Source organism: Clostridium sp. (assembly GCF_021443865.1).
GTDB lineage: Bacteria > Bacillota > Clostridia > Clostridiales > Clostridiaceae > Clostridium.
In genome coordinates this window covers 1-22271 of record NZ_JABUTB010000007.1, presented here as the reverse complement: position 1 = coordinate 22271, position 22271 = coordinate 1, and the positions used below count along the sequence as shown (strand labels likewise).

At 29.2% G+C, this 22271-nt stretch carries 18 protein-coding genes; all 18 read right to left on the bottom strand.

Translation table 11 applies throughout. The annotated features are described in order from the left end of the window. Window positions 1–40: 40 nt before the first annotated feature. Window positions 41–439, bottom strand: a complete 399-nt coding sequence (locus tag HUJ77_RS02290) for an Rrf2 family transcriptional regulator (RefSeq protein ID WP_291706954.1) — start codon at window positions 437–439, stop codon at window positions 41–43. Window positions 440–730: 291 nt separating this feature from the next. Next, window positions 731–2125: an NADPH-dependent glutamate synthase gene (gene gltA, locus HUJ77_RS02285; protein WP_291706953.1), complete on the bottom strand. Its 1395-nt coding sequence runs from the start codon at window positions 2123–2125 to the stop codon at window positions 731–733. 2 nt (window positions 2126–2127) lie between these two features. After that, window positions 2128–3015 carry a sulfide/dihydroorotate dehydrogenase-like FAD/NAD-binding protein gene (locus HUJ77_RS02280; protein WP_291706952.1) on the bottom strand — a complete coding sequence of 296 codons (888 nt, stop codon included), beginning with the start codon at window positions 3013–3015 and terminating at the stop codon, window positions 2128–2130. Between the two features lie 174 nt (window positions 3016–3189). Beyond that, entirely contained in the window at window positions 3190–4356 is a 1167-nt protein-coding gene (locus HUJ77_RS02275; protein ID WP_291706951.1) for an iron-containing alcohol dehydrogenase, read from the bottom strand. A 199-nt stretch (window positions 4357–4555) separates the two neighbouring features. Beyond that, window positions 4556–6469 (bottom strand): sigma-54-dependent Fis family transcriptional regulator, encoded by a 1914-nt coding sequence (locus HUJ77_RS02270; protein ID WP_291706950.1) that lies wholly within the window; start codon window positions 6467–6469, stop codon window positions 4556–4558. A 235-nt stretch (window positions 6470–6704) separates the two neighbouring features. Beyond that, the gene (gene smpB, locus HUJ77_RS02265; RefSeq protein WP_291706949.1) at window positions 6705–7175 is read right to left on the bottom strand and encodes an SsrA-binding protein SmpB; all 471 of its coding nucleotides are present in this window, start codon (window positions 7173–7175) and stop codon (window positions 6705–6707) included. Window positions 7176–7271: 96 nt separating this feature from the next. Next, window positions 7272–9491, bottom strand: a complete 2220-nt coding sequence (gene rnr, locus HUJ77_RS02260) for a ribonuclease R (protein ID WP_291706948.1) — start codon at window positions 9489–9491, stop codon at window positions 7272–7274. 104 nt (window positions 9492–9595) lie between these two features. After that, window positions 9596–9973, bottom strand: coding sequence for a PH domain-containing protein (locus HUJ77_RS02255; protein WP_291706947.1), 378 nt, complete (start codon window positions 9971–9973; stop codon window positions 9596–9598). A gap of 56 nt (window positions 9974–10029) precedes the next feature. Continuing rightward, window positions 10030–10260, bottom strand: coding sequence for a preprotein translocase subunit SecG (gene secG, locus HUJ77_RS02250; RefSeq protein ID WP_291706946.1), 231 nt, complete (start codon window positions 10258–10260; stop codon window positions 10030–10032). A 224-nt stretch (window positions 10261–10484) separates the two neighbouring features. Continuing rightward, window positions 10485–11780: a phosphopyruvate hydratase gene (eno, locus tag HUJ77_RS02245; RefSeq protein ID WP_291706945.1), complete on the bottom strand. Its 1296-nt coding sequence runs from the start codon at window positions 11778–11780 to the stop codon at window positions 10485–10487. Window positions 11781–12259: 479 nt separating this feature from the next. Then, window positions 12260–13474: a multiple monosaccharide ABC transporter permease gene (gene mmsB / locus HUJ77_RS02240; RefSeq protein WP_291706944.1), complete on the bottom strand. Its 1215-nt coding sequence runs from the start codon at window positions 13472–13474 to the stop codon at window positions 12260–12262. Continuing rightward, entirely contained in the window at window positions 13475–15010 is a 1536-nt protein-coding gene (gene mmsA, locus HUJ77_RS02235; protein WP_291706943.1) for a multiple monosaccharide ABC transporter ATP-binding protein, read from the bottom strand. A gap of 104 nt (window positions 15011–15114) precedes the next feature. Next, entirely contained in the window at window positions 15115–16215 is a 1101-nt protein-coding gene (gene chvE, locus HUJ77_RS02230; protein WP_291706942.1) for a multiple monosaccharide ABC transporter substrate-binding protein, read from the bottom strand. A gap of 251 nt (window positions 16216–16466) precedes the next feature. Beyond that, window positions 16467–17717, bottom strand: a complete 1251-nt coding sequence (locus tag HUJ77_RS02225) for a response regulator (protein WP_291706941.1) — start codon at window positions 17715–17717, stop codon at window positions 16467–16469. 2 nt (window positions 17718–17719) lie between these two features. Further along, a complete protein-coding gene (locus HUJ77_RS02220; RefSeq protein ID WP_291706940.1) occupies window positions 17720–19186 on the bottom strand; it encodes a sensor histidine kinase in 1467 nt (488 codons plus the stop codon). 20 nt (window positions 19187–19206) lie between these two features. Beyond that, window positions 19207–20163, bottom strand: coding sequence for a substrate-binding domain-containing protein (locus tag HUJ77_RS02215; protein ID WP_291706939.1), 957 nt, complete (start codon window positions 20161–20163; stop codon window positions 19207–19209). Between the two features lie 249 nt (window positions 20164–20412). Further along, window positions 20413–21618 (bottom strand): multiple monosaccharide ABC transporter permease, encoded by a 1206-nt coding sequence (gene mmsB / locus HUJ77_RS02210; protein ID WP_291706938.1) that lies wholly within the window; start codon window positions 21616–21618, stop codon window positions 20413–20415. An 11-nt stretch (window positions 21619–21629) separates the two neighbouring features. Further along, the coding region (locus HUJ77_RS02205) for an ATP-binding cassette domain-containing protein (protein WP_291706937.1) at window positions 21630–22271 on the bottom strand (642 nt) is incomplete at its 5' end.

The following is a 22271-nucleotide window of genomic DNA, read 5'->3' as shown; positions in this document are numbered from 1 at the left end:
AAAATGAAATTAGAGGCTGACTAAGCAGCCTCTAGATGTTTTATTTTAAAACGTCACTTAATGTATATCTAGAAAATTCATGAAGAAATGCATCTAGAGATTCCTTCATAATTCCTTTGATTTTACAATCAGAAGATATATAAGGACAACAATTATCTTTGTTAAAACATTGAGCAATATTTAGATTATCCTCTGTAATTCTAATTACTTCCCCTAAATTTATATCTTGTGGTTCTAACCCTAATTTTAAACCACCAGTTCTACCCTTCATAGAGATAATTAAATCTGTTTTAGCTAACTTATGTATTATCTTCTTTAAATGGTGTTCTGATATTTCTAACTTTTTAGCTAACTCCTCTACTGTGCATAATTTATCTCTATTTTCTGCTAAATAGATTAGAGCCCTAAAAGAATAATCAGTGAATTTGGATAAATACATATATACCCCTCTCTTTCGTGTTTGTATAATAATCAATTACGAATATTATATGCATAATTTAAAAGCCTAATATAATTGTTATTACTTATATTTATATCCTTTTCTCATAAATATTATGCAGAAATACCCTTTGCTAGATTATACTATAAACCATAGCAAAATATCTCTAATTTATATACAATATTTACACACTATTTACATTATTTTTGGAATATACATATTATTTATATCTTGTTAATAATTTTCCACATAAAAATAAGAGGTTATTAATACAACCTCTTTACTTTCAAATTATTTACTTAAATATTCATCTATTGCCGCAGCTGCTTTTTTACCTGCTCCCATTGCTAGTATTACTGTTGCAGCACCTGTTACAGCATCTCCACCAGCATATACTCCTTCTTTTGTTGTATGTCCATTTTCATCAGCAATTATACATTTCCACTTATTAATTTCTAATCCCTTTGTAGTTGATGAAATTAATGGATTTGGTGAAGTTCCAAGAGACATTATAACAGTATCAACATCCATAATGTACTCTGATCCTTCTTTAACTATAGGTTTTCTTCTTCCTGATTCATCAGGTTCCCCAAGTTCCATTTCTACACATTTCATACCTTGTACCCATCCATTTTCGTCTACTAATATTTCAGTAGGGTTAGTTAGTACATCAAAAATTACACCTTCTTCTTTTGCATGATGTACTTCTTCTATTCTTGCTGGAAGTTCAGATTCACTTCTTCTGTAAACTATATGAGTTTCAGAACCTAATCTTAAAGCAGTTCTTGCTGCATCCATAGCGACATTTCCGCCTCCTACAACTGCAACCTTCTTACCTATTTTAACAGGGGTATGGTATTCCTCTTTAAATGCCTTCATTAAATTAACTCTTGTTAAGAATTCATTTGCAGATAATACTCCATTTGCATTTTCACCTTGTATTCCCATAAACTTTGGAAGACCTGCGCCAGAGCCTATAAATACAGCACTAAAATTTTCAACTTCCATAAGCTCGTCAACAGTTATAGTTCTACCAACAATTACATTTGTTTCTATAGTAACACCAAGTTTTTTGATATTTTCTATTTCTGGTCTAACAACATCATCCTTAGGTAATCTAAATTCAGGAATTCCATAAACTAAAACTCCACCTGGTTCATGTAAAGCTTCAAATATAGTTACATCATAACCCTTTTTAGCTAATTCTCCTGCACAAGTTAATCCTGCAGGGCCACTTCCTATTACTGCAACCTTCTTATTCTTAAGCTCTTCTCTACTAGCTAAATCTATATTATTTTTTCTTGACCAATCTGCTATAAATCTTTCTAATTTTCCTATTGAAACAGGTTCTCCTTTAATTCCTAGTACACACTTACCTTCGCATTGACTTTCTTGTGGACAAACTCTTCCACAAACTGCTGGTAATGCACTATATTTAGCTACTTCTTTAGCAGCCTCTTCAAGTTCACCTTTTTTCATATGTGATATAAAGTTTGGTATATCTATAGATACTGGGCAACCATCTACACATTTAGGATTTTTGCATCCTAAACATCTATTGGCTTCTCTTATTGCCTCTTCATCTGTATATCCAAGACATACTTCTTCAAAGTTTTTTGCTCTTACTTCTGGATCTTGCTCTGCTATAGGTACTCTTTTCATTCTATCTTGCATTTGAACACTCATAACTATTCCACCTTACAACCACAACCACCATGTTTGTGAGTTTCCCCTTCTTCTAATTTTAACTGTTCTCTACCTTCTTCACTCTTATACATTGTTTGTCTTCTCATAGATTCATCAAAATCTACTAGATGTCCATCAAATTCTGGTCCATCAACACAAGCAAATTTAACTTTTCCACCAACAGTAACTCTACAGGCACCACACATTCCAGTTCCATCTACCATTATTGGATTTAAGCTTACTGTAGTCGGTATATTAAGTTCTTTAGTTAAAATTGACATAAACTTCATCATTATCATCGGTCCAATTACTATAGCATGATCATATTTATTTCCTTTTTCTTCAACTAAATATTTTAAACAATCTGTTACTCTACCATTAAATCCATATGTTCCATCATCAGTTGATATATATAAATTTCCTGCAACTTTTTTCATTTCTTCTTCTAATATTAATAAATCTTTAGTCCTACTTCCAACTATTACATCACAATCAATTCCATGTTCTTTCATCCACTTAACTTGAGGATATACTGGTGCTGCTCCTACACCACCTGCAATAAAAATAATATTTTTCTTTTTTAATTCCTCAATATCTTCGTGAATAAATTCACTAGGTTGTCCAAGAGGACCAACAAAGTCAGTTACATATTCTCCTACTTCAAAGCTAGCAAGTTCTCTTGTGCCTCTCCCAACAGCTTGAAAAACTATGCTTACTGTACCCTTTTCTGGATTATAATCAGCTATTGTAAGTGGTATTCTTTCGCCCTTGTCATCATTCTTAATTATAATAAACTGACCAGGCTTAGCTGATTTGGCAACTCTAGGAGCTTCTATATCCATTAAGTATATATTTTCTGTAAGCTCTTTTTTATTAACTATCTTATACATAATTGTGTCCCCCTCATAAATTATATCTCACTTATTATATTAACATTTTTCGAATTTTCGTACAATTGTTTATTATGTTTTTAAGCTCTATTTTAATAACAAAAGTTACCTCAAATAGAGCTAATATCTACTGAGGTAACCTTCGTCAAATATTTATCATATTAATTTATTACTTTAAAAATCAACCTTTGTTCCATAGTATGTGCATTCAAATAATTTAGCCATAGTTTCAGCATCTATTTTTCTTGGATTAGAACCTGTACATGCATCTAGAACTGCATTATTAGAAATAAATTCTAAGTTTGCTTTAAAGTCATCCCCTGAAACTCCATACTCCTTCATAGTATGTGGTATATTTAATGATGTATTTAAGTTGTTTATCATATCAATTAATGAATCAGTTAATTCAGCATTTGTTTCACCTTTTAATTTTAGTGCTTTAGCTATATCAGCATATCTGTCTTCACATTCAACTCTATTATATTGAATTACAAATGGTAAGAATATTGCATTAGCACATCCATGAGGAATGTGGAATACAGCTCCTGTCTTATGCGCCATTGAATGAACTATTCCAAGCAAAGCATTTGAGAATGCCATTCCTGCTAAACATTGTGCTTCGTGCATTAAGTTTCTTGCTTCTTCACTTCCATTATATGAGTTAACTAAGTTATCAATAACCATTTCTATTGCCTTAATAGCTAATGGATCTGAAAAATTAGATCTAAGTGCTGCTGTATAAGCTTCAATAGCATGAGTTAATGCATCCATACCAGTATGTGCAACTAATTCTGCTGGCATAGTTTGAGCTAAATCTGGATCTACAATTGCTACATCTGGAGTTATATTAAAATCTGCTAAAGGATATTTAATTCTAGCCTTATAATCAGTAATTACTGAAAATGCTGTAACTTCTGTTGCAGTACCACTTGTAGACGGTATAGCCACAAATTTAGCCTTTTGTCTAAGCTCTGGTAATCCAAATGGTACAATTGCTTCTTCAAAAGTAAAGTCAGGATATTCATAGAAAATCCACATAGCTTTTGCAGCATCTATTGGTGAACCACCGCCCATTGAAACAATCCAATCAGGCTCAAATCTTCTCATAGCTTCTGCACCCTTCATAACAGTTTCTACTGATGGATCTGGTTCTACACCTTCAAAAATCTCAACTTCCATTCCTGCTTCTTTTAAATAACTTTCAGCCTTATCTAAAAATCCAAAACGCTTCATTGAGCCTCCACCAACTACAATGATAGCTTTCTTTCCTTTTAAATTCTTTAATTCTTCTAAAGAACCCTTTCCATGATATAAATCTCTAGGCAATGTAAAACGTGCCATAATAACCCTCCCATAAGTATAAAATTTATTTTTACTCTCACTTATTATTAAGCAAGTGCTGTGCCAACTGTTTTTTATTTAACAACATTGTTAAATAATTCACCTTTATGGTTATATTTCTCTATGATAAATACAAAACTGTCATAAAACTGAACATATATAAAGACTTTAAATTGTTCAATTTTATGACAGTGTCCTATTATTGTACGTTAGCTTTTTCTATTTTTAAGTTATATTTTTTTATTTTTAGATATAATGTATTCCTACTTACCCCTAATGCTTTTGCAGTTCTAGTAATATTATACTCATTATGTTTTATAGCATTTATAATGGCTTCTCTTTCTATAAAATCTAAATTTAAATTCTTATTACTTATATCTCTTGAGTCTATAATACTTTCCTTCTTTACCACATCTTTATTTATATCTTCATATTCATCTAGGAAATCAGGAGATAGCTCTCCATTTAAATTAACTATATTTTCAATACAATTCTCTAATTGCCTTATATTTCCTTTCCATTCATAATTTAATAACCTATCTATAAGTATGTTACTTAGCTTAGGTATATCCTTTTCTAATTTAAGAGATTTAGCTCTTAAGAAATACTCAATTAAAAGATTTATATCTCCAGTTCTTTCTCTTAGAGGCGGTAATTTTATTGGAATAACACACAACCTATAGAATAAGTCTTCTCTGAATTTCCCTTCTCTAACTTCCTTTTTTAAATCTTTATTAGTGGCAGCTATTACCCTCATATCTATTGGAATCTCTCTGCTACCACCTAATCTTGTTAATCTTCCTTCTTGTAGAACTCTAAGTAATTTAACTTGCATATCTAAAGGCATTTCTCCTATTTCGTCTAGAAATAAAGTGCCTCCATTTGCTAGTTCAATTTTTCCTATTTTGCCACCTTTTTTTCCACCTGTAAAAGTTCCATCTTCATATCCAAAGAGTTCACTTTCAATAATATTTGATGGTATTGCCCCACAATTTATAGCTATAAATTTATTATTTTTTCTTATGCTATAATTATGAATAGCTTGTGCTAAAACCTCTTTTCCTGTTCCACTTTCTCCTTGTATTAATACTGTTGATGGACTATTGGCTATAATTTTGCAATTTGTAATTACATTTTTAATAGCATCACTTTTTCCTATAATATCACTAAAGGTAAAAAAAGCTCCAGTAAAGCTACTTTCAATATCCTTCTCTTTTACCTTACCTAAAGTTGCAACAATTCCTATAATCTTGTCACCATGTTTTATTCCCTTAAGTATAACCTCTGTTTTATAGTTACTATCATGCCTTAACTTTATTTCTCTTCTTAAGATCTCATTATTCTTTGAAATTCTCTCTATTATATTTTTAAAGCCAGGCACTATATAATTAATATCTTCATTGACTAAGTCATAATCCTTCTTATCTAAAATTTTTAACCCTAACTCATTAATATTAATTATTTTTCCGTAGATATCTATTATGATTATCCCTTTATCCACATTTTCTATAACTGTTTTCATATAATTATAAGTTTGATTTAATATGTCCTTAGTATTAATTCTTAATATTTCATTTTCAATTGCCTTAACACCAAATATAACTAAACCCAAGGTATGTGGGTGCTTCATATTGCTTTTCCCTGTTAAGTTTAAAGTTCCAATTATTTCTCCCTTACTGTTATGTATAGGTGCTGCAGAACAGGTTAAGCTTTGAAATATTGATACATAATGCTCTTTTGCAGTAATTTGAATACATCTATCCTCTGATATTGCCATAGACATTGCATTAGTACCTATATTTTTTTCATCCATATAGGCTCCAACCTTTAAATTCAACTTTTCTAATTCAGCTCTTATTTCACTAGCTCCTCTAATATATAAAATACATCCATTTTTGTCTGTTAATATTATAATAAAATCTTTATCATCAACAGATTCAGCCACAATATCTATATATGGTTTAGATATTTCAATAAGCTCCTTATTTACTTCTAGAATTTTTTTAAGTTCATCCCCAATTAGCATTATCTTTGATTGATTAATATCTTTATTTACTCCATAAACTTCACTTCTCTTATGTGATTCTTCAATCAATAAATCTTTATTAAGCATACTTATACCCTCGCAGCCTTTTCCATAAATAGTAATTTATAGTTATAGTTTACTATTATTACGAAATATTTACCATAAGAATTTTAATTAGCTTTATTCTATATTTTCTTATTTTATCTTTTAAATAAAAAAATAAGGAACTATTATATAGCTCCTTATTATAAACTCCTCTAGGAGTTTATTCATTAATTTTACATTCTTCATTCTTAATTTTTCATTGTGCCATAGCACATTATTAGTATCTGTTAGATTCTTTTAATTGTCTTTCAATGTCTCTCTTATGAGCTTTTTCTATCATCGAATCTCTCTTATCGTAATTCTTTTTACCTCTGCATAAGCCAAGAGCTACCTTTACCTTACCATTTTTTAAGTATAAGGATAATGGAACTAATGTATAACCTTGTTGTGATACTAATCCATTAAATCTAGCAATTTGCTCCTTATGAAGTAAAAGCTTTCTTTCTCTTAAAGGATCAACATTAAATATATTACCTTGCTCATAAGGACTTATATGCATATTCTTTACTATTATTTCACTACCAACTACATCTGCATAGCAATCTTTTAAATTACATTTACCTGCTCTTATAGATTTAACTTCAGTTCCAACTAAAGCTATTCCAGCTTCTATAGTTTCTTCCACAAAATAATCATGTCTAGCTTTTCTATTTTCAGCTAATGAATTACTATTCTTCTTCCTTACCATAATCTCACCACACATTTTATTTTTACTTATTAAGTATATCAAATTATTAAACAATAACCAAAATTTAAAGTTTATAGAAATAAAAAATTATTCTAATTATTCCTCTTCATCCTCTTCTGATAAATCGCTATTTATATTTACTTTAGCTTCATTTATTTTTTCAATTGTCTTTTCACTTGGAACTATTTCTTCTTTAGCTTCTTCTTCAATTAAATCGAAATATATTTCTCTATTGTCTATATCGACTTTAGTACATCTTACCTTTACTTCGTCACCTAATCTATAAACCTTCTTAGTTCTTTCTCCAATTAGGCATAAATGAGCTTCATCATAAATATAATAATCATCATCTAAAGCAGTAATATGAATTAATCCTTCTATTGTATTTGGAAGTTCTGCAAATAATCCAAAGGATGTAACTGAAGAAATAATAGCAGAGAATTCTTCTCCGATTCTTTCTTGCATATATTCTGCTTTCTTTAAATCATCAACTTCTCTTTCAGCATCTTGAGCTAATCTTTCCATTTCTGATGATTGCTTTGATGCAATTTCTACAATATTAGATAATTTAGCAATTCTCTTTTCATCGATTTTTCCATTTAATTGTTCTTTAATAATTCTATGAATTTGTAAATCTGGGTATCTTCTTATTGGTGATGTAAAGTGACAATAATACTTAGCTGCAAGCCCAAAGTGACCTACACATTCTGGAGAATATTTCGCTTGCATCATTGAACGTAATAGTAATGTACTTACTACAGTTTCTTCTTTTTTACCTTTAACCTTATCAAGTATATCTTGAAGGGCTCTTGGATGTGCTTCTTGTCCCCATCTAACTACATAACCTAAGTTATATACAAATTCTTTGAATTTTTCCAACTTTTCTTCATCTGGATCTTCGTGAATTCTATATACGAATGGTAGATTAGTCCAATACATATGTTCTGCAATAGTTTCATTACAAACTAACATAAACTCTTCTATTATTCTGTTTGCAATAGCTCTATCATAAGGCTTAATATCTACTGGTTTTCCTAAATCATTTAATATTATCTTTGATTCTTCAAAGTTAAAATCAATAGCTCCTCTTTTCATTCTCTTTTCACGTAAAACATTGCAAAGCTCTTCCATAGCCTTAAAGTCATCAACTAAATAATCATATCTCTTTATTAACTCTTCATCATTATTTTCAAGAATTTTTGTAACATCGGTATAAGTCATTCTCTCACTAGTTTTTATAACTGTTTCTTCTATTTCGTGTTGAATGACCTTTCCACTTTTATCTATAATCATAAAGCAGCTTAATGCTAATCTATCAACCTTCGGATTTAAAGAACATATTCCATTAGATAACTTTCTAGGAAGCATTGGTATAACTCTATCTATTAAATAAACAGAAGTTGCCCTCTTTAAAGCTTCTCTGTCTAAAGGATTTTTTTCTTTTACATAGTGAGATACGTCTGCAATGTGAACCCCTAATCTAAATTTACCATTATCAAGTCTTTCAATAGATACAGCATCATCTAAATCCTTTGCATCTTCTCCATCTATAGTTACCATTCTTAAATTTCTAAGGTCAACTCTTCTTTCATATTCCTTTTCTGGAATCTCTTCTTCTATGTTTTCTGCATAGTTTAATACCTTATCTGGGAACTCTTCTGGAAGTCCATATTTCTTTATAATTGTAAGAATATCTAGACCCTTATCTCCCTTTTTACCTAATACTTCTTTAACTACACCTTCTGGGCTTCTTCTTTTATCTGCCCATTTTACAATTTCGCAAATTACTAAATCACCTTCATTTGCTCCATTTCTATCTTTTTTAGATATAAAGATATCTTGATTTAATCTAGAATCCTCTGGAACTACAAAACCAAAGTTTCTACTATCTTCATAAACACCTATAATCTTATTATTTGCTCTACTTAATACTTCTCTTACTTCACCTTCACGCTTTTTACCATTAATATCTTCTCTTGTTATTTGAACTAGAACCTTATCTCCATTCATAGCTCCATTCATAGAAGAACTTGGTACAAAGACATCTTTTTCCCCTTCAGTTTCTGGTATTAAGAAGCCATATCCCTTTGAATGAACTTCTAATTTCCCTGAAATTAGTCCAAGTCTTTCTGGAACTCCAAACTTATCCTTTTTAGTTCTAACAATAAGTCCTTCTTTTTCCATAGTCTTTAGTACTTTTTTAAAGGATTTATACTCGTCGGGATTTATATCAAATACAGATACTAACTCTTGAATGTCCATTGGTCTGTATGCTTCTTCTCTCATAAAGCTTAATAAAGTTTCTTTAATTCCCATCTATATCACTTCCTTTATCTTATTTTTATATTTTTGTATTATATTCAAATTATATTATTCCCTTCTATATTTTCCCCCATCTTAACTATAATAAACAAAAAAGTTTATTTTAAGCAGTAGGTTGCTAATACTTGTTGTAATTCATAAATATTAAGACTACTATTGAATTGCTTTTCAAGAGGCAAAGCAGTTCCTGAAATCCAAATCTTAAGCTCTGCCTCTAAATCGAAATGCCCTGCAGTTTCTATACTAAAATGTGTAATAGACTTATAAGGTATTGAATGATATTCTGTTTTCTTACCAGTTACCCCTTGTTTATCAACTAATATAAGTCTTTTATTAGTAAAAATAAATAAATCTCTAACTAATTTATACGCTTTTTCTATTCTTTCATTTTCCGCTAATATTTTAGTATATTCTTTTATTATACTATCTAAATTTATTTCCGAAGCATTTCCCATTAATCCATTAAAAATTCCCATATTAACCACTCCTTTATAGTATAAAAGAGCTACCTAAAGTAGCTCTTTTTTTAATATTATATTAAGTTTAAAGCTAATGTATTCACAGCAAAAAGAGCCATAGATATAATTGTTAATTTTAACAACATAGCTTCCTTAGTTCTCGCTTTATTCTTAGAGAAGAATGTTTCATTTTTACTTCCTTGAATAAGTCCACTTAATGCATCTGTTTTACTTGGTTGTAATAATACTGATACTATAATTACTAATCCCAAAACTGCTTCCAATACTAACAATAAATTCTTCATTGCTATACCTCCCAACCTTAATAAAAATGGTCGTATTTACATAAGGTTATATTAACATATAAAACACTATAATACAAGTCATTATTTTCAAAATAATTACATTAAAAAAAGGTAATATTTTCTCATTTCATTCGTAGTTATGAAATATCTATTTTCAATTAAATTATAAAAAAGGATTGTAGGCATAAAGCTTACAATCCCTCAAAAATTATTTTCTAATTTAATTACTTCTTAATGTTGAAGAATGCTTTTCTTCCTCTGTATTCAGCTACATCGTCTAATTCTTCTTCAATTCTTATTAATTGGTTGTACTTAGCAACTCTTTCAGATCTTGCAGGAGCACCAGTCTTGATTTGACCAGCATTAACAGCTACAACTAAGTCAGCTATAGTTGTATCTTCTGTTTCACCTGATCTATGAGAAATAACTGCTGTGTATCCAGCTCTGTTAGCCATTTCTATAGCATTTAAAGTTTCAGTTAAAGTACCGATTTGGTTTAACTTAATTAATATTGAGTTACCAACTCCTAAATCAATACCTCTTTCTAATCTTTCAGTGTTTGTAACGAATAAATCATCACCAACTAATTGAACCTTCTTACCTAATCTTTCAGTTAATAGCTTCCAACCTTCCCAGTCTTCTTCAGCCATACCATCTTCGATTGATATAATTGGGTATTTGTTAACCCAGTCTTCTAAGAAGTCAACCATTTCAGCTGCAGTTAAAGTTTTTCCTTCATGTTCTAATACATACTTACCATCTTTATAGTATTCTGATGATGCAGCATCTATAGCTATGAACATATCTTCTCCAGCTTTGTATCCAGCTGCAGTTATAGCTTCTATAATAACTTCGATAGCTTCTTCGTTTGATTTAAGGTTTGGAGCGAATCCACCTTCATCACCTATAGCAGTTGAGTATCCTTTATCGTGTAAAGTTTTCTTTAATGTATGGTAAACTTCAGCACACATTTGTAAAGCGCCACTGAAAGTCTTAGCTCCAACTGGCATAACCATGAATTCTTGTAAATCTACTGAGTTATCAGCATGTGATCCACCATTGATTATGTTCATCATAGGTACTGGTAAAACTTTTGCATTTACTCCACCTACATATTGGTATAATGGTAAATCTAATGACTTAGCTGCTGCATTAGCTACTGCTAAAGAAACACCTAATATAGCATTAGCACCAAGCTTAGCTTTGTTTGGAGTACCATCTAATTCTATAAGTAACTTATCGATATATGGTTGATCATATACGTTACATCCTATTAATTCTTCAGCAATTGTATCATTTACATTTTGAACAGCCTTTAAAACACCTTTTCCTAGGTATTGGCTCTTATCTCCATCTCTTAATTCAACTGCTTCATACATTCCTGTTGATGCACCTGATGGAACAGCTGCTCTTCCTACAGTACCATCCTCTAAATAAACTTCAACTTCTACAGTTGGGAAACATCTTGAGTCTAGAATTTGTCTAGCTACAACGTCAACTATTTCGCAATAATTTTTCATTACGTATCCTCCTTTATTTTAATGTTATTTATTACATTCTCTATATATTACCTTTATTATTATATCATAAAACGACATAATTATTCATAAAGCTACTAATAGTAATAGAAAATATTAAAACAAATAACATCTTTTGGCAAACAATAATCGTTATCATATTTTCTATATTATTATACCACTTCGCTCATAATTTTCAACATTATTTTACTATGTAATCATTTAACATTCCAATTATTTTTCTTTTAACTATTTATAGAGCATTAATTTTTCATTTATATTCAGTATATCCTTTAATTTAATTATATTAAGTGGGGAGTAATATAATTATTTAGTACACTTATTTAAATCGCCATTTAAAATATTTACACATTAAAAAGAGGTTGTACAAACAACCTCTAATTTAAAATCAAAAATCACCTTAGTAATATGAAACTATATACTTTTTATTATACATTTTACATTTTTAATTTTTCATTCAACTATACTGTTGCTTTTCTTTTACTAAATACATCAAATGCTACTGCTAATAAAAGAACTAGTCCTTTTATAGCCATTTGCATATCACTACCTACACCTAATATTGACATCCCATTATTTAAAACACCCATTACTAATGCTCCAACTATAGCACCTACAACTGTACCTACACCACCGTAAGCTGATGCTCCACCGATATAGCATGCAGCTATTGCATCTAATTCAAAGTTTGTTCCTGCATTAGGTGATGCAGCATTTAATCTTGATGTAAAACTTATAGCTGCTATTGCAGAAAGTACAGCCATATTAACATATACTAAGAATAAAACCTTATTAGTATTTATTCCTGAAAGTTTTGCTGATTTTTCATTTCCACCCATAGCATAAATATATCTTCCAGGTATTGTTTTAGAAATTATTATTGTATAAATAAATACTAAAGTAGCTATAATGGCAAACATTATTGGAATACCTTTATATATAGCAAGTGAATAAGTAACTAGCATAGTTGCTGATACTATTAATATAATTTTTGCTATGCATAGTGGCATAGGAATAAGTTCAAAGTTATATTTTTGTCTTTCAGCTCTATTTTTAATTTCAATATATACATATAATAATGATAGTAATATACCTACAACAAAAGTTGTAATATTTACATTGGTTCCTCCAAATAAGTCTGGGAAGAATCCTCCACTTATAGCTTGAAATGATTTTGGAAATGGACTTAAAGTTAATCCTTGAAGTAATTTAACTGTTAACCCTCTAAATAATAACATTCCCGCAAGAGTTACTATGAAGGCTGGTATTCTAACATATGCTATCCAGAAGCCTTGCCATACACCTATTAATACTCCTACTGCTATACAAATTAATACTGCTGGGAAAACTCCCATACCTTTATTTATAATAAGTATCCCTGCAAGGGCACCTATAAAAGCAACTACAGAACCAACGGATAAATCTATATTTCCACTAGATACTATACACAATGTCATACCAATAGATAAAATAAAAACATAACTGTTTTGAAGTATTAAATTAGTTACATTCATAGGCACTAAAAGTATGCCTTTAGTTAGAATTTGAAATAAAATTATAATTACAACTAATGCTATAAGCATTGCATATTGTCTTACATTATCCTTAAATATACTTTTTAATGATTCCCCTAAAGTTGGCTTAGATTTTAATTCTACATTTTTACCTAGTTGCATTTAAACTACCTCCTTATTACTATCCATTATGCATTTCATTATAATTTCTTGTGATGCTTCACTAGCTGGTAATTCACCAACAATTCTTCCAACATTCATTACATATACCCTATCGCATATACCTAATATTTCGGGAAGCTCTGATGAAATTACTAAAATAGATTTACCTGCGTCTGCTAAGTCATTTATTATCTTATATATTTCATACTTTGCACCTACATCGATTCCTCTAGTAGGCTCATCTAATATTAGAATATCTGGCTCAGTAAATATCCATTTACTTAAAACAACTTTTTGTTGATTACCACCAGACAAGTTTCCAGCCTTTTGTATTATTGAAGGAGATTTAATGTTAAGTTTTTTCCTAAAGTCTTCTGTTACTCCTATTTCTTCATTGTCATTTATAAATTGCATCTTACTAATCTTTTTAATTTTTGCTATTGATATATTATTCTTAATACTATCAATTAAATTAAGACCTGCTGTTTTACGGTCTTCTGTTACATAAGCTAGACCTGAGTCTATTGCTTCTCTTATATTATTCAACTTAATTACTTTTCCATCTTTAATTATAGTTCCACTTATATTTCTGCCATAAGCCCTTCCAAAGATACTCATAGCAAATTCTGTTCTTCCAGCTCCCATTAATCCTGAGAGTCCAACTATTTCACCTTTTCTTATATTTATATTTACATCTTTAATAATTTTTCTATCATCTATAATAGGGTCATACACATTCCAATTCTTAACTTCAAAAATAACTTCACCTATATTTGATTCATGACTAGGATATCTATTAGTAAGTTCTCTTCCAACCATGCATTTAATAATGTCATCTTCATTAATACTTCCATCATTTTTCATTGATTTTATTGTAGAGCCATCTCTAAGAATTGTTATATTATCAGCTACTCTTAAAAGTTCATTTAATTTATGAGAAATTAAGATACATGTAATTCCATCTTTCTTTAATTCCAATAAAAGTTGAAGTAAACTTTCTGAATCCTTATCATTTAATGCAGCTGTAGGCTCATCTAATATTAAAAGCTTAACATTCTTCGCTAAAGCTTTAGCTACTTCTACTAATTGCTGTTTACCAACACCAATATTTTTTATTTTTGTCTGAACATTTTGTTCTAGCTTAACTCTTTCTAACATTTTTGCTGCTTCTACATCTGTCTCTCTCCAATTAATCATTAGCCCCTTTGCTCTTTCGTTTCCAAGAAAGATATTTTCTGATATAGATAATTCAGGTATTAATGCTAACTCTTGATGGATTATAACTATTCCTTTTTTTTCACTATCCTTTATGTTATTAAATTTGCATAACTCACCATTAAAAATTATATCCCCACTATATGTTCCATAATTGTATATTCCACTAAGTACATTCATAAGAGTTGACTTCCCTGCGCCATTTTCTCCAATTAGTGCATGTATTTCGCCTTCTGTTACTTTAAGATTTACATCATTTAAAGCTTTAACCCCTGGAAATGTTTTTGTTATATTTTTCATTTCTAAAATGACTTTTTCCATCTATTTTCCGCCCTCCTACCTTCATTCTTCTATGAATATATGCTATAGCTGAAAGTAGTATTACTTCCAGCTATAGTTAATATATTTATCTTAAATAGTATTTTTTACTTTAGATCAGCTTCTTTATAATATCCACTATCAATTAAAGCTTCTTTATAGTTATCTACAGTAACATTTACAGGATCACAAAGGAATGATGGAACTACTTTTGCACCATTGTTATAAGTCTTAGTATCATTTACTTCTGCTTCTTTTCCATCAACTAAAGCATTTACCATTTCAACAACTTTTTTAGCAAGAGTTCTTGTGTCTTTAAATACAGACATAGATTGTTGTTTATTTATCATAGCTAATACATTTGGTTTGTCACAGTCTTGTCCAGTTAATATTGGATAAGGTTTATCTGCTGAGCCATAACCAGCATTTTGAAGAGAAGCTACAACACCTATAGCAACACTATCATTTGATGATAAAATAGCATCTAACTTTTTATCACTAGCATAGTTTGCAGTAATTATATTATCCATTCTTGCTTGTGCTTTTGCTGAATCCCAGCTTTGAGTTGCAACTTCTGTGAATTTAGTTTGTCCACTTGGAACTACTAATTTACCATTATCTATATATGGTTTTAATATACTCATTGCACCCTCAAAGAAGAATGTTGCATTATTATCATCAGGAGCTCCTGCAAATAATTCAATGTTAAATGGTCCTTTACCATCCTTTAAGCCTAATTTTTCTTCTATATATTGGCCTTGGTTAACACCAACTTTAAAGTTGTCAAAAGTTGCATAGTAATCAACATTTTCAGATTGCATAATTAATCTATCGTATGCTATTACTTTAATTTTATTATCAGCTGCCTTACTTAAAACATCTGTTAATGAAGATCCGTCAATAGATGCTATAACTAGGACATTACATCCTTTAGTTATCATATTTTCTATTTGTTGAACTTGAGTATTTACATCATTATTAGCATATTGTAAATCTACTTTATAGCCCTTTCCTTCAAGTTCTGATTTCATGTTCGCTCCATCTTGATTCCATCTTTGAAGTGATTGTGTAGGCATTGCTACACCTATCAAACTAGATTTAGTTTCTGTTTCTGCACCAGTATTACCTGTTTCTGTTTTATTACATCCAATAGTAACAGTCATTAAAGCTGCAGTTAAAGTTAAAGCAATTAATTTTTTAATTCTCATTTTTAACTCCCCTTCTCAATTTAAATTTAAGTACATTAAAATCATATTATATGTATACGTTTAACTCAATGGAATTAATTGCTTTGTCTCTTTATAAATTTGCTTTTTATTTGTATTTATTTACCATTTAATAAGCAAAAAAATACTATAAAAATAAGGCAAAAATATAATGCTAGTACCACTTTACAGATTTTAAGTTACACTAACATTATATTTTTACCCTTATACATAAAAAGAATAGTACTTTTTTGCTATTTACATTTATATTCCTTTGGAGAATATCCTTCATATTTTTTAAATACCTTACTAAAATAATTTGGATCACTATAACCTACAGTATATCCAATCTCTTTAATGCTCATTTCATTTTGCTTTAATAGCTCCTTAGCTTTTTTTATCCTGACAATATTTATATAATCAATTAAATTACATCCCTTAGCTTCTTTAAAGCTTCTACTAAAATAATATGGGCTTAGATTAAACTTATTTGCAACACTTTCTAAGTTTAAGTCCTCTTTAAGATTATTCTCAATGTATTCTGTAACCTTTTTGAAAAGCTTAGTTTTCTCTTTATCAGAATCTTGATTATAATTACTCTCTTGAATTTTACCAATATGAATTATTTCACTTTCATTGCTATAACTTATTGCTTTATTAGCCTCTTCGTAGGATTTATTCATTAATTCAATACCACTATAACAATAGCCTATTCCAATTTCAGTTGTAATATTAAAATGTCTTTCTATTTCTCTTTTTATATCGTTAATGGCATTTATATTCTCTGTTATTTCTTCACTTACCTCTTTATATTTATGGATTTGAATAAAGAAGATAAGGTTTTCTGTATAGCAATAGGTTCCAATTGCCTTATACTTAAATTTCAAAAGTTCATTTATATATTCCCCTACTTGTCTCTTTAATGAATTATTGAAATTAGTTGATAATATTTTAATACATATGGCAAAGGCATTACTAAAATCTAAATCTAAGTATTCCATATGCATATTAAAATCCATACTATCTAGTGCATTATTTATAATACTGTAGCTTAATTCATTTTCTAATACTACAATTAAATTATTTATTTTCTCTTCTTTTTCTATATCACTTTTACGCTTAGCCTTTTTCTTTTCTACTGACTCAATAGCATTATTAATTTTATTTATAAATTCACTTCTAACAAAAGGCTTTAATAAGTATTCTTTTACATTTAATTTCACAGCTTCAATAGCAAAATCAAAATAATCATATGCTGTTAGCATTATAAAGTATGTGCTTGATGAAGTTTTTCTAATTTCTTCTATTGCTTTTATCCCATTTATCCCTGGCATCTTAATATCCATTATTATTATCTCTGGTCTAACTTGTTCAGCAACTTCAATTGCTTCTCTTCCATTTTTAGCTTGAACTATAGTAAGCTTATCTTTGAAATTTTCTTCTATAAGGCTTATTACTGAATCCCTCTCATATTTTTCATCATCAGCAATTAAAATTTTTAACATACTTATTTCAGCTCCTTAACTGGAATTCTCAAAAATATTTTAGTTCCTTGCCCTTCCTTGCTGCTTATATTAAACATATCCTTTTCACCATATAAAATTTCTAACCTATCAACAACACTTCTTATCCCTAGTCCTGTTGTATGTCCTATATGTTCTTTTTCATTCCCTCCGCTTTTTATCTTATGTAATGTATCTTCACTAATACCACAACCATTATCTTCTATAATCACCTTATATTCATTTAATTCTTTATATATATTTATATTAATATATCCCCCTTCCTCTTTAGGTTCTATGCCATGAATAAAGGCATTTTCAACAAATGGCTGTAATGTCATTCCTGGTACTACTATATCACCAATATCACAATTTATATCTAGTCCAAAAGTTAATCTATCATCATACCTTACTTTTTGAATAAATATATATTGCTTTACTACATTTATCTCATCTGCTAAAGTTGCATTTCTTTCCATCATACTTAAACTATATCTTAGCATACCTGCTGCTGAAGTTATTAGACCTTCTGTTTTATACGCATTTTCCCTTATAGCAGTTTGATTTATGCAGTTTAAAGTATTAAAAAGGAAATGAGGATTTATTTGTGATTGTAGCACTCTTAGTTGTGATAACTTTAATGCATTTTCGTACTTTAATAATTTTACTTCATCATCTTTTATTTTCGCCTCTAGCTCTGCCTTTTCTTTAAGAGAATTTATGTATCCTATTAAATTTCTTATCATTTTATCAAAAGCTTCATTTAATATATTAATTTCGTATATATCAGTTTTTTCTGCTTTAATTTCTTTAAAATTCCCCTTAGATACATCCTTAGCTGCATTAATTAGGACTTGTAATTTTTTTAATATCTCCTTAACAAAAATAATTGTATAAATAGTACTCATAAATATAGTTATTAATACAAATACACTTAATATCTTATATAACTGTCTTTCCTTTTCCTTGCTTTCATTATATATTATATTATTTGTCTTAATGTAACTTTCATTTAGCTTAGTAATAAAGGAGTTACAATATGAAAGCATATCTCTAGTTGACATATACTGATCATAATATGCATCTATAGCCCCATGCTGACTAAATAACTCTATAGTCTTATCTCCTTGAGTTTTATAACTCCTAATTGTATTTGATAAATCTCTTAATATATATCTACTTTCAACATCTGAACTTCCTTCTAGTTTAGATAGCTTTTCTAGTGACTTTAGTATATTATTTTCATAAATCCTTTTAGATTCTAAATCACTAGTTTGGAAATGCTCATTAAAATAATTAAAGGATTCATTAAGAAGGTTTTTTACATCATTAGTTTCATTTAATTTATAAAGCATAATGCTATAATTATCATTTATTTCTTTACTAAGACTTAGTGATACTATATTGCTAGTAATTAGTGGTGTTATTAAAATTACCACAAACACTATTATCTTACTTTTTAAACTTTTCATTATTATGTCTTCTCCTTATGCTACTTATACTCAGCTAGGTTATTATCATTGATAACTAATACATCTATAAGCTGAAGTTCTTGGACTTTATTCCCTTTTATTATATTTACAATAGTATTTACAGCTTCTTGTCCCATAACATATGGATTTTGTGCAATAGTTGCACTAATAACACCTTCTTCTATAAAATCTAATGTTTCTGGTAATGCATCAAAGCATATTATCTTTACTTTTCCAATTAAATTCATACTCTTAATTGCTTTTGCTGCTCCTATTCCATCTTGTGCAGAAGTGCAAAATAAAGCTTTTATATCTACATTATCAGTTAATATTTTCTTAGTGGCTAATTCAGCTTGAAGCAAATATGAATCAGATGATTCTGTATTAGTTATTTTAAGATTTGAATTTTCTTCTATATAAGACTTAAATCCCTTAACTCTTTCAATTTGATTTTTAACTTCTGCTCCCCCTAATATAATGCCAATATCTCCTGTATTTCCTACCTGCCTAATCATTTCCTTAGCGCCTACTTTTCCAGCATTAACATTGTCAGTTCCAATATAAGCTAACCTTTTACTTTCTTCTGCATCTGAATCTATAGTTATTAAAGGTATATTATCATCTATAATTTTATTAATTATTGAATTATAGCTACTTGAATCTTGAACATATGTTATAATTCCACTTACATTAGATGCATATGCCATTTTAATAAGTCTTATTCCTTCTTCAACACTAGCATAATCAGGCCCTTGAAATTCTACAATTATATTTTTATCCTTAGCAGCTTCTTCTGCTCCGTTTTTTATATCTTGCCAATAAGGATTAGAATATACATGGGAAATTAATACAACTTTATTTTTTAATTCTTCATCATAATTTTTTTTTTCCTTTAATATATCTTGTACACCCAATAGTAAAGCAAAGAATATACTAATAAAAACTAAATACTTTGCACTTTTTAAAACATTTTTCATATACCTATACCACCTTACCAAATTTTGTATACAATTACATAAAATATTATATCACACCAAATTATTATGTAATATCTAAAAAAAAAATAAAACTAAAAAATACGATGCTAGTAGATATGACATCTTAATATCAAACCAAACTAACCTCGTATTTTATATATTATTTCTAACTGAAATATATATTTTAAAATTATTAAAGTTACTAATAAATTTCTTTTTTACAAAGACTCTTAATAATGAAATCTATAATTATACTTTCATAACTTCTTCTTTTATATCATTTTCATTTACTTTCTTAGTCTTTAACTTAAATCCACCACTATTAGATTTTGTATATACATCAAAAGCTACTGCAACTAACAGTACAAAGCCTTTAATTGCTTGTTGCCAATCTATACCTATTCCTAATATAGACATACCATTATTTAAAACACCCATTACTAAACCACCAATTATTCCGCCAAAGACGGTTCCAATTCCACCTAGTGCAGATGCTCCACCTATATAGCAAGCTGCAATTGCATCTAATTCAAAGTTTTGTCCCGCTTTTGGAGTTGCTGCATTAAGTCTACCTGCAAAAACCATCCCTGCTAATGCTGATAAAATTCCCATATTAACATATACAAGGAATAGTGTTCTTTTTGTTTTTACTCCTGATAATTCTGCCGCCTTTTGATTTCCACCAGATGCATATATATGTCTTCCTAAAACAGTCTTACTTGCTATAAATGAATATCCCAATACTAATACTGAAAGTAATACTAATACTGTTGGTATTCCTTTGTAAGAAGATAACCAGTAAGTAAATATGTTAATTATAGAAATAACTACAAGACATTTAATAGCCATTAAACTAATTGGTTCAGCAGTAAAACCATTTTTTATTTTTCTTTTTCTATTTTTTAATTGTAAGAAAGTATATGCTATTGAAGCTATTAATCCTACTATTATAGCTGTGCTTTTACCTGGTACAAATCCAGAACTAATAGATTGAAAAATTTCTGGAAATGGTGCTATTGTTTGACCTTGTAAAATAACTAATGTTAATCCCCTAAATACAAGCATTCCTGCTAAAGTAACTATAAAGGCTGGAATTTTTACATAAGCTATCCAAAATCCTTGCCATGCTCCTATTAGTCCTCCAATAATTAAGCATATAGGTAAGGCTATAAATGGAGATATTTTATAATTAACCATAAGCATAGCACTAATTGCCCCTATGAAAGCTGCAACTGATCCTACAGATAAGTCCACATTTCCAGTTACTATTACTAATAACATTCCTATAGCTAAGATTAAAATATAACTATTTTGAAGAATTAAATTAGTTACATTTAATGGCTTTAATAAAATACCCTTTGTTAATATTTCAAATAATATCATTATAGATATAAGTGCAATTCCCATGCCATATCGCCTAATGTTACCACTAAACAGTGATTTAATTTTTATCATAACTAATCCTCCTAATTGTTAACAATACAACTCATTATATTTTCTTGTGATGCTTCATCGGAATTTAGCTCTCCAACTATTTTACCTTCATTCATAACATAAATCCTATCACTTAACCCAAGAACCTCTGGTAGTTCTGATGATATAACTATTATTGCCTTTTCCTCTTCTGCAAGGGCATTTATTAATGTATAAATTTCATATTTTGCACCTACGTCTATTCCTCTTGTTGGTTCATCTAAAATTAATATATCTGGTTCTGAAAAAATCCATTTACTTAATACTACCTTTTGCTGATTTCCACCGGATAAGTTACTAACATTTTGAAATATATCCGAGCATTTTATGTTCATTTTAGATTTAAAATCTTCAGCTGCTTTTACTTCCTTATTATCATCTAATATATTATTTGAACTAACATTTTTTAAACTTGCTAAGGTTATATTATTTTTTATACTGTCTATTGCTATAAACCCATAATTTTTTCTATCTTCAGTTACATAGGCTATGCCGTTATCTATAGCATCACTAACGTTATTTATATTTAATTCTTTATTATCCTTTATTAATTTCCCTGTTATTCTGCTACCATAGGATTTTCCAAACAAGCTCATTGCTAGTTCTGTTCTTCCTGAACCCATAAGCCCTGCTAT

Excerpts from the sequence above, each read along its gene's own strand:
- HUJ77_RS02290 (WP_291706954.1), bottom strand. The coding sequence starts at position 439 with ATGTATTTATCCAAATTCACTGATTATTCTTTTAGGGCTCTAATCTAT.
- gltA (WP_291706953.1), bottom strand. The coding sequence starts at position 2,125 with ATGAGTGTTCAAATGCAAGATAGAATGAAAAGAGTACCTATAGCAGAG.
- HUJ77_RS02280 (WP_291706952.1), bottom strand. The coding sequence starts at position 3,015 with ATGTATAAGATAGTTAATAAAAAAGAGCTTACAGAAAATATATACTTA.
- HUJ77_RS02275 (WP_291706951.1), bottom strand. The coding sequence starts at position 4,356 with ATGGCACGTTTTACATTGCCTAGAGATTTATATCATGGAAAGGGTTCT.
- HUJ77_RS02270 (WP_291706950.1), bottom strand. The coding sequence starts at position 6,469 with ATGCTTAATAAAGATTTATTGATTGAAGAATCACATAAGAGAAGTGAA.
- smpB (WP_291706949.1), bottom strand. The coding sequence starts at position 7,175 with ATGGTAAGGAAGAAGAATAGTAATTCATTAGCTGAAAATAGAAAAGCT.
- rnr (WP_291706948.1), bottom strand. The coding sequence starts at position 9,491 with ATGGGAATTAAAGAAACTTTATTAAGCTTTATGAGAGAAGAAGCATAC.
- HUJ77_RS02255 (WP_291706947.1), bottom strand. The coding sequence starts at position 9,973 with ATGGGAATTTTTAATGGATTAATGGGAAATGCTTCGGAAATAAATTTA.
- secG (WP_291706946.1), bottom strand. The coding sequence starts at position 10,260 with ATGAAGAATTTATTGTTAGTATTGGAAGCAGTTTTGGGATTAGTAATT.
- eno (WP_291706945.1), bottom strand. The coding sequence starts at position 11,780 with ATGAAAAATTATTGCGAAATAGTTGACGTTGTAGCTAGACAAATTCTA.
- mmsB (WP_291706944.1), bottom strand. The coding sequence starts at position 13,474 with ATGCAACTAGGTAAAAATGTAGAATTAAAATCTAAGCCAACTTTAGGG.
- mmsA (WP_291706943.1), bottom strand. The coding sequence starts at position 15,010 with ATGGAAAAAGTCATTTTAGAAATGAAAAATATAACAAAAACATTTCCA.
- chvE (WP_291706942.1), bottom strand. The coding sequence starts at position 16,215 with ATGAGAATTAAAAAATTAATTGCTTTAACTTTAACTGCAGCTTTAATG.
- HUJ77_RS02225 (WP_291706941.1), bottom strand. The coding sequence starts at position 17,717 with ATGTTAAAAATTTTAATTGCTGATGATGAAAAATATGAGAGGGATTCA.
- HUJ77_RS02220 (WP_291706940.1), bottom strand. The coding sequence starts at position 19,186 with ATGAAAAGTTTAAAAAGTAAGATAATAGTGTTTGTGGTAATTTTAATA.
- HUJ77_RS02215 (WP_291706939.1), bottom strand. The coding sequence starts at position 20,163 with ATGAAAAATGTTTTAAAAAGTGCAAAGTATTTAGTTTTTATTAGTATA.
- mmsB (WP_291706938.1), bottom strand. The coding sequence starts at position 21,618 with ATGATAAAAATTAAATCACTGTTTAGTGGTAACATTAGGCGATATGGC.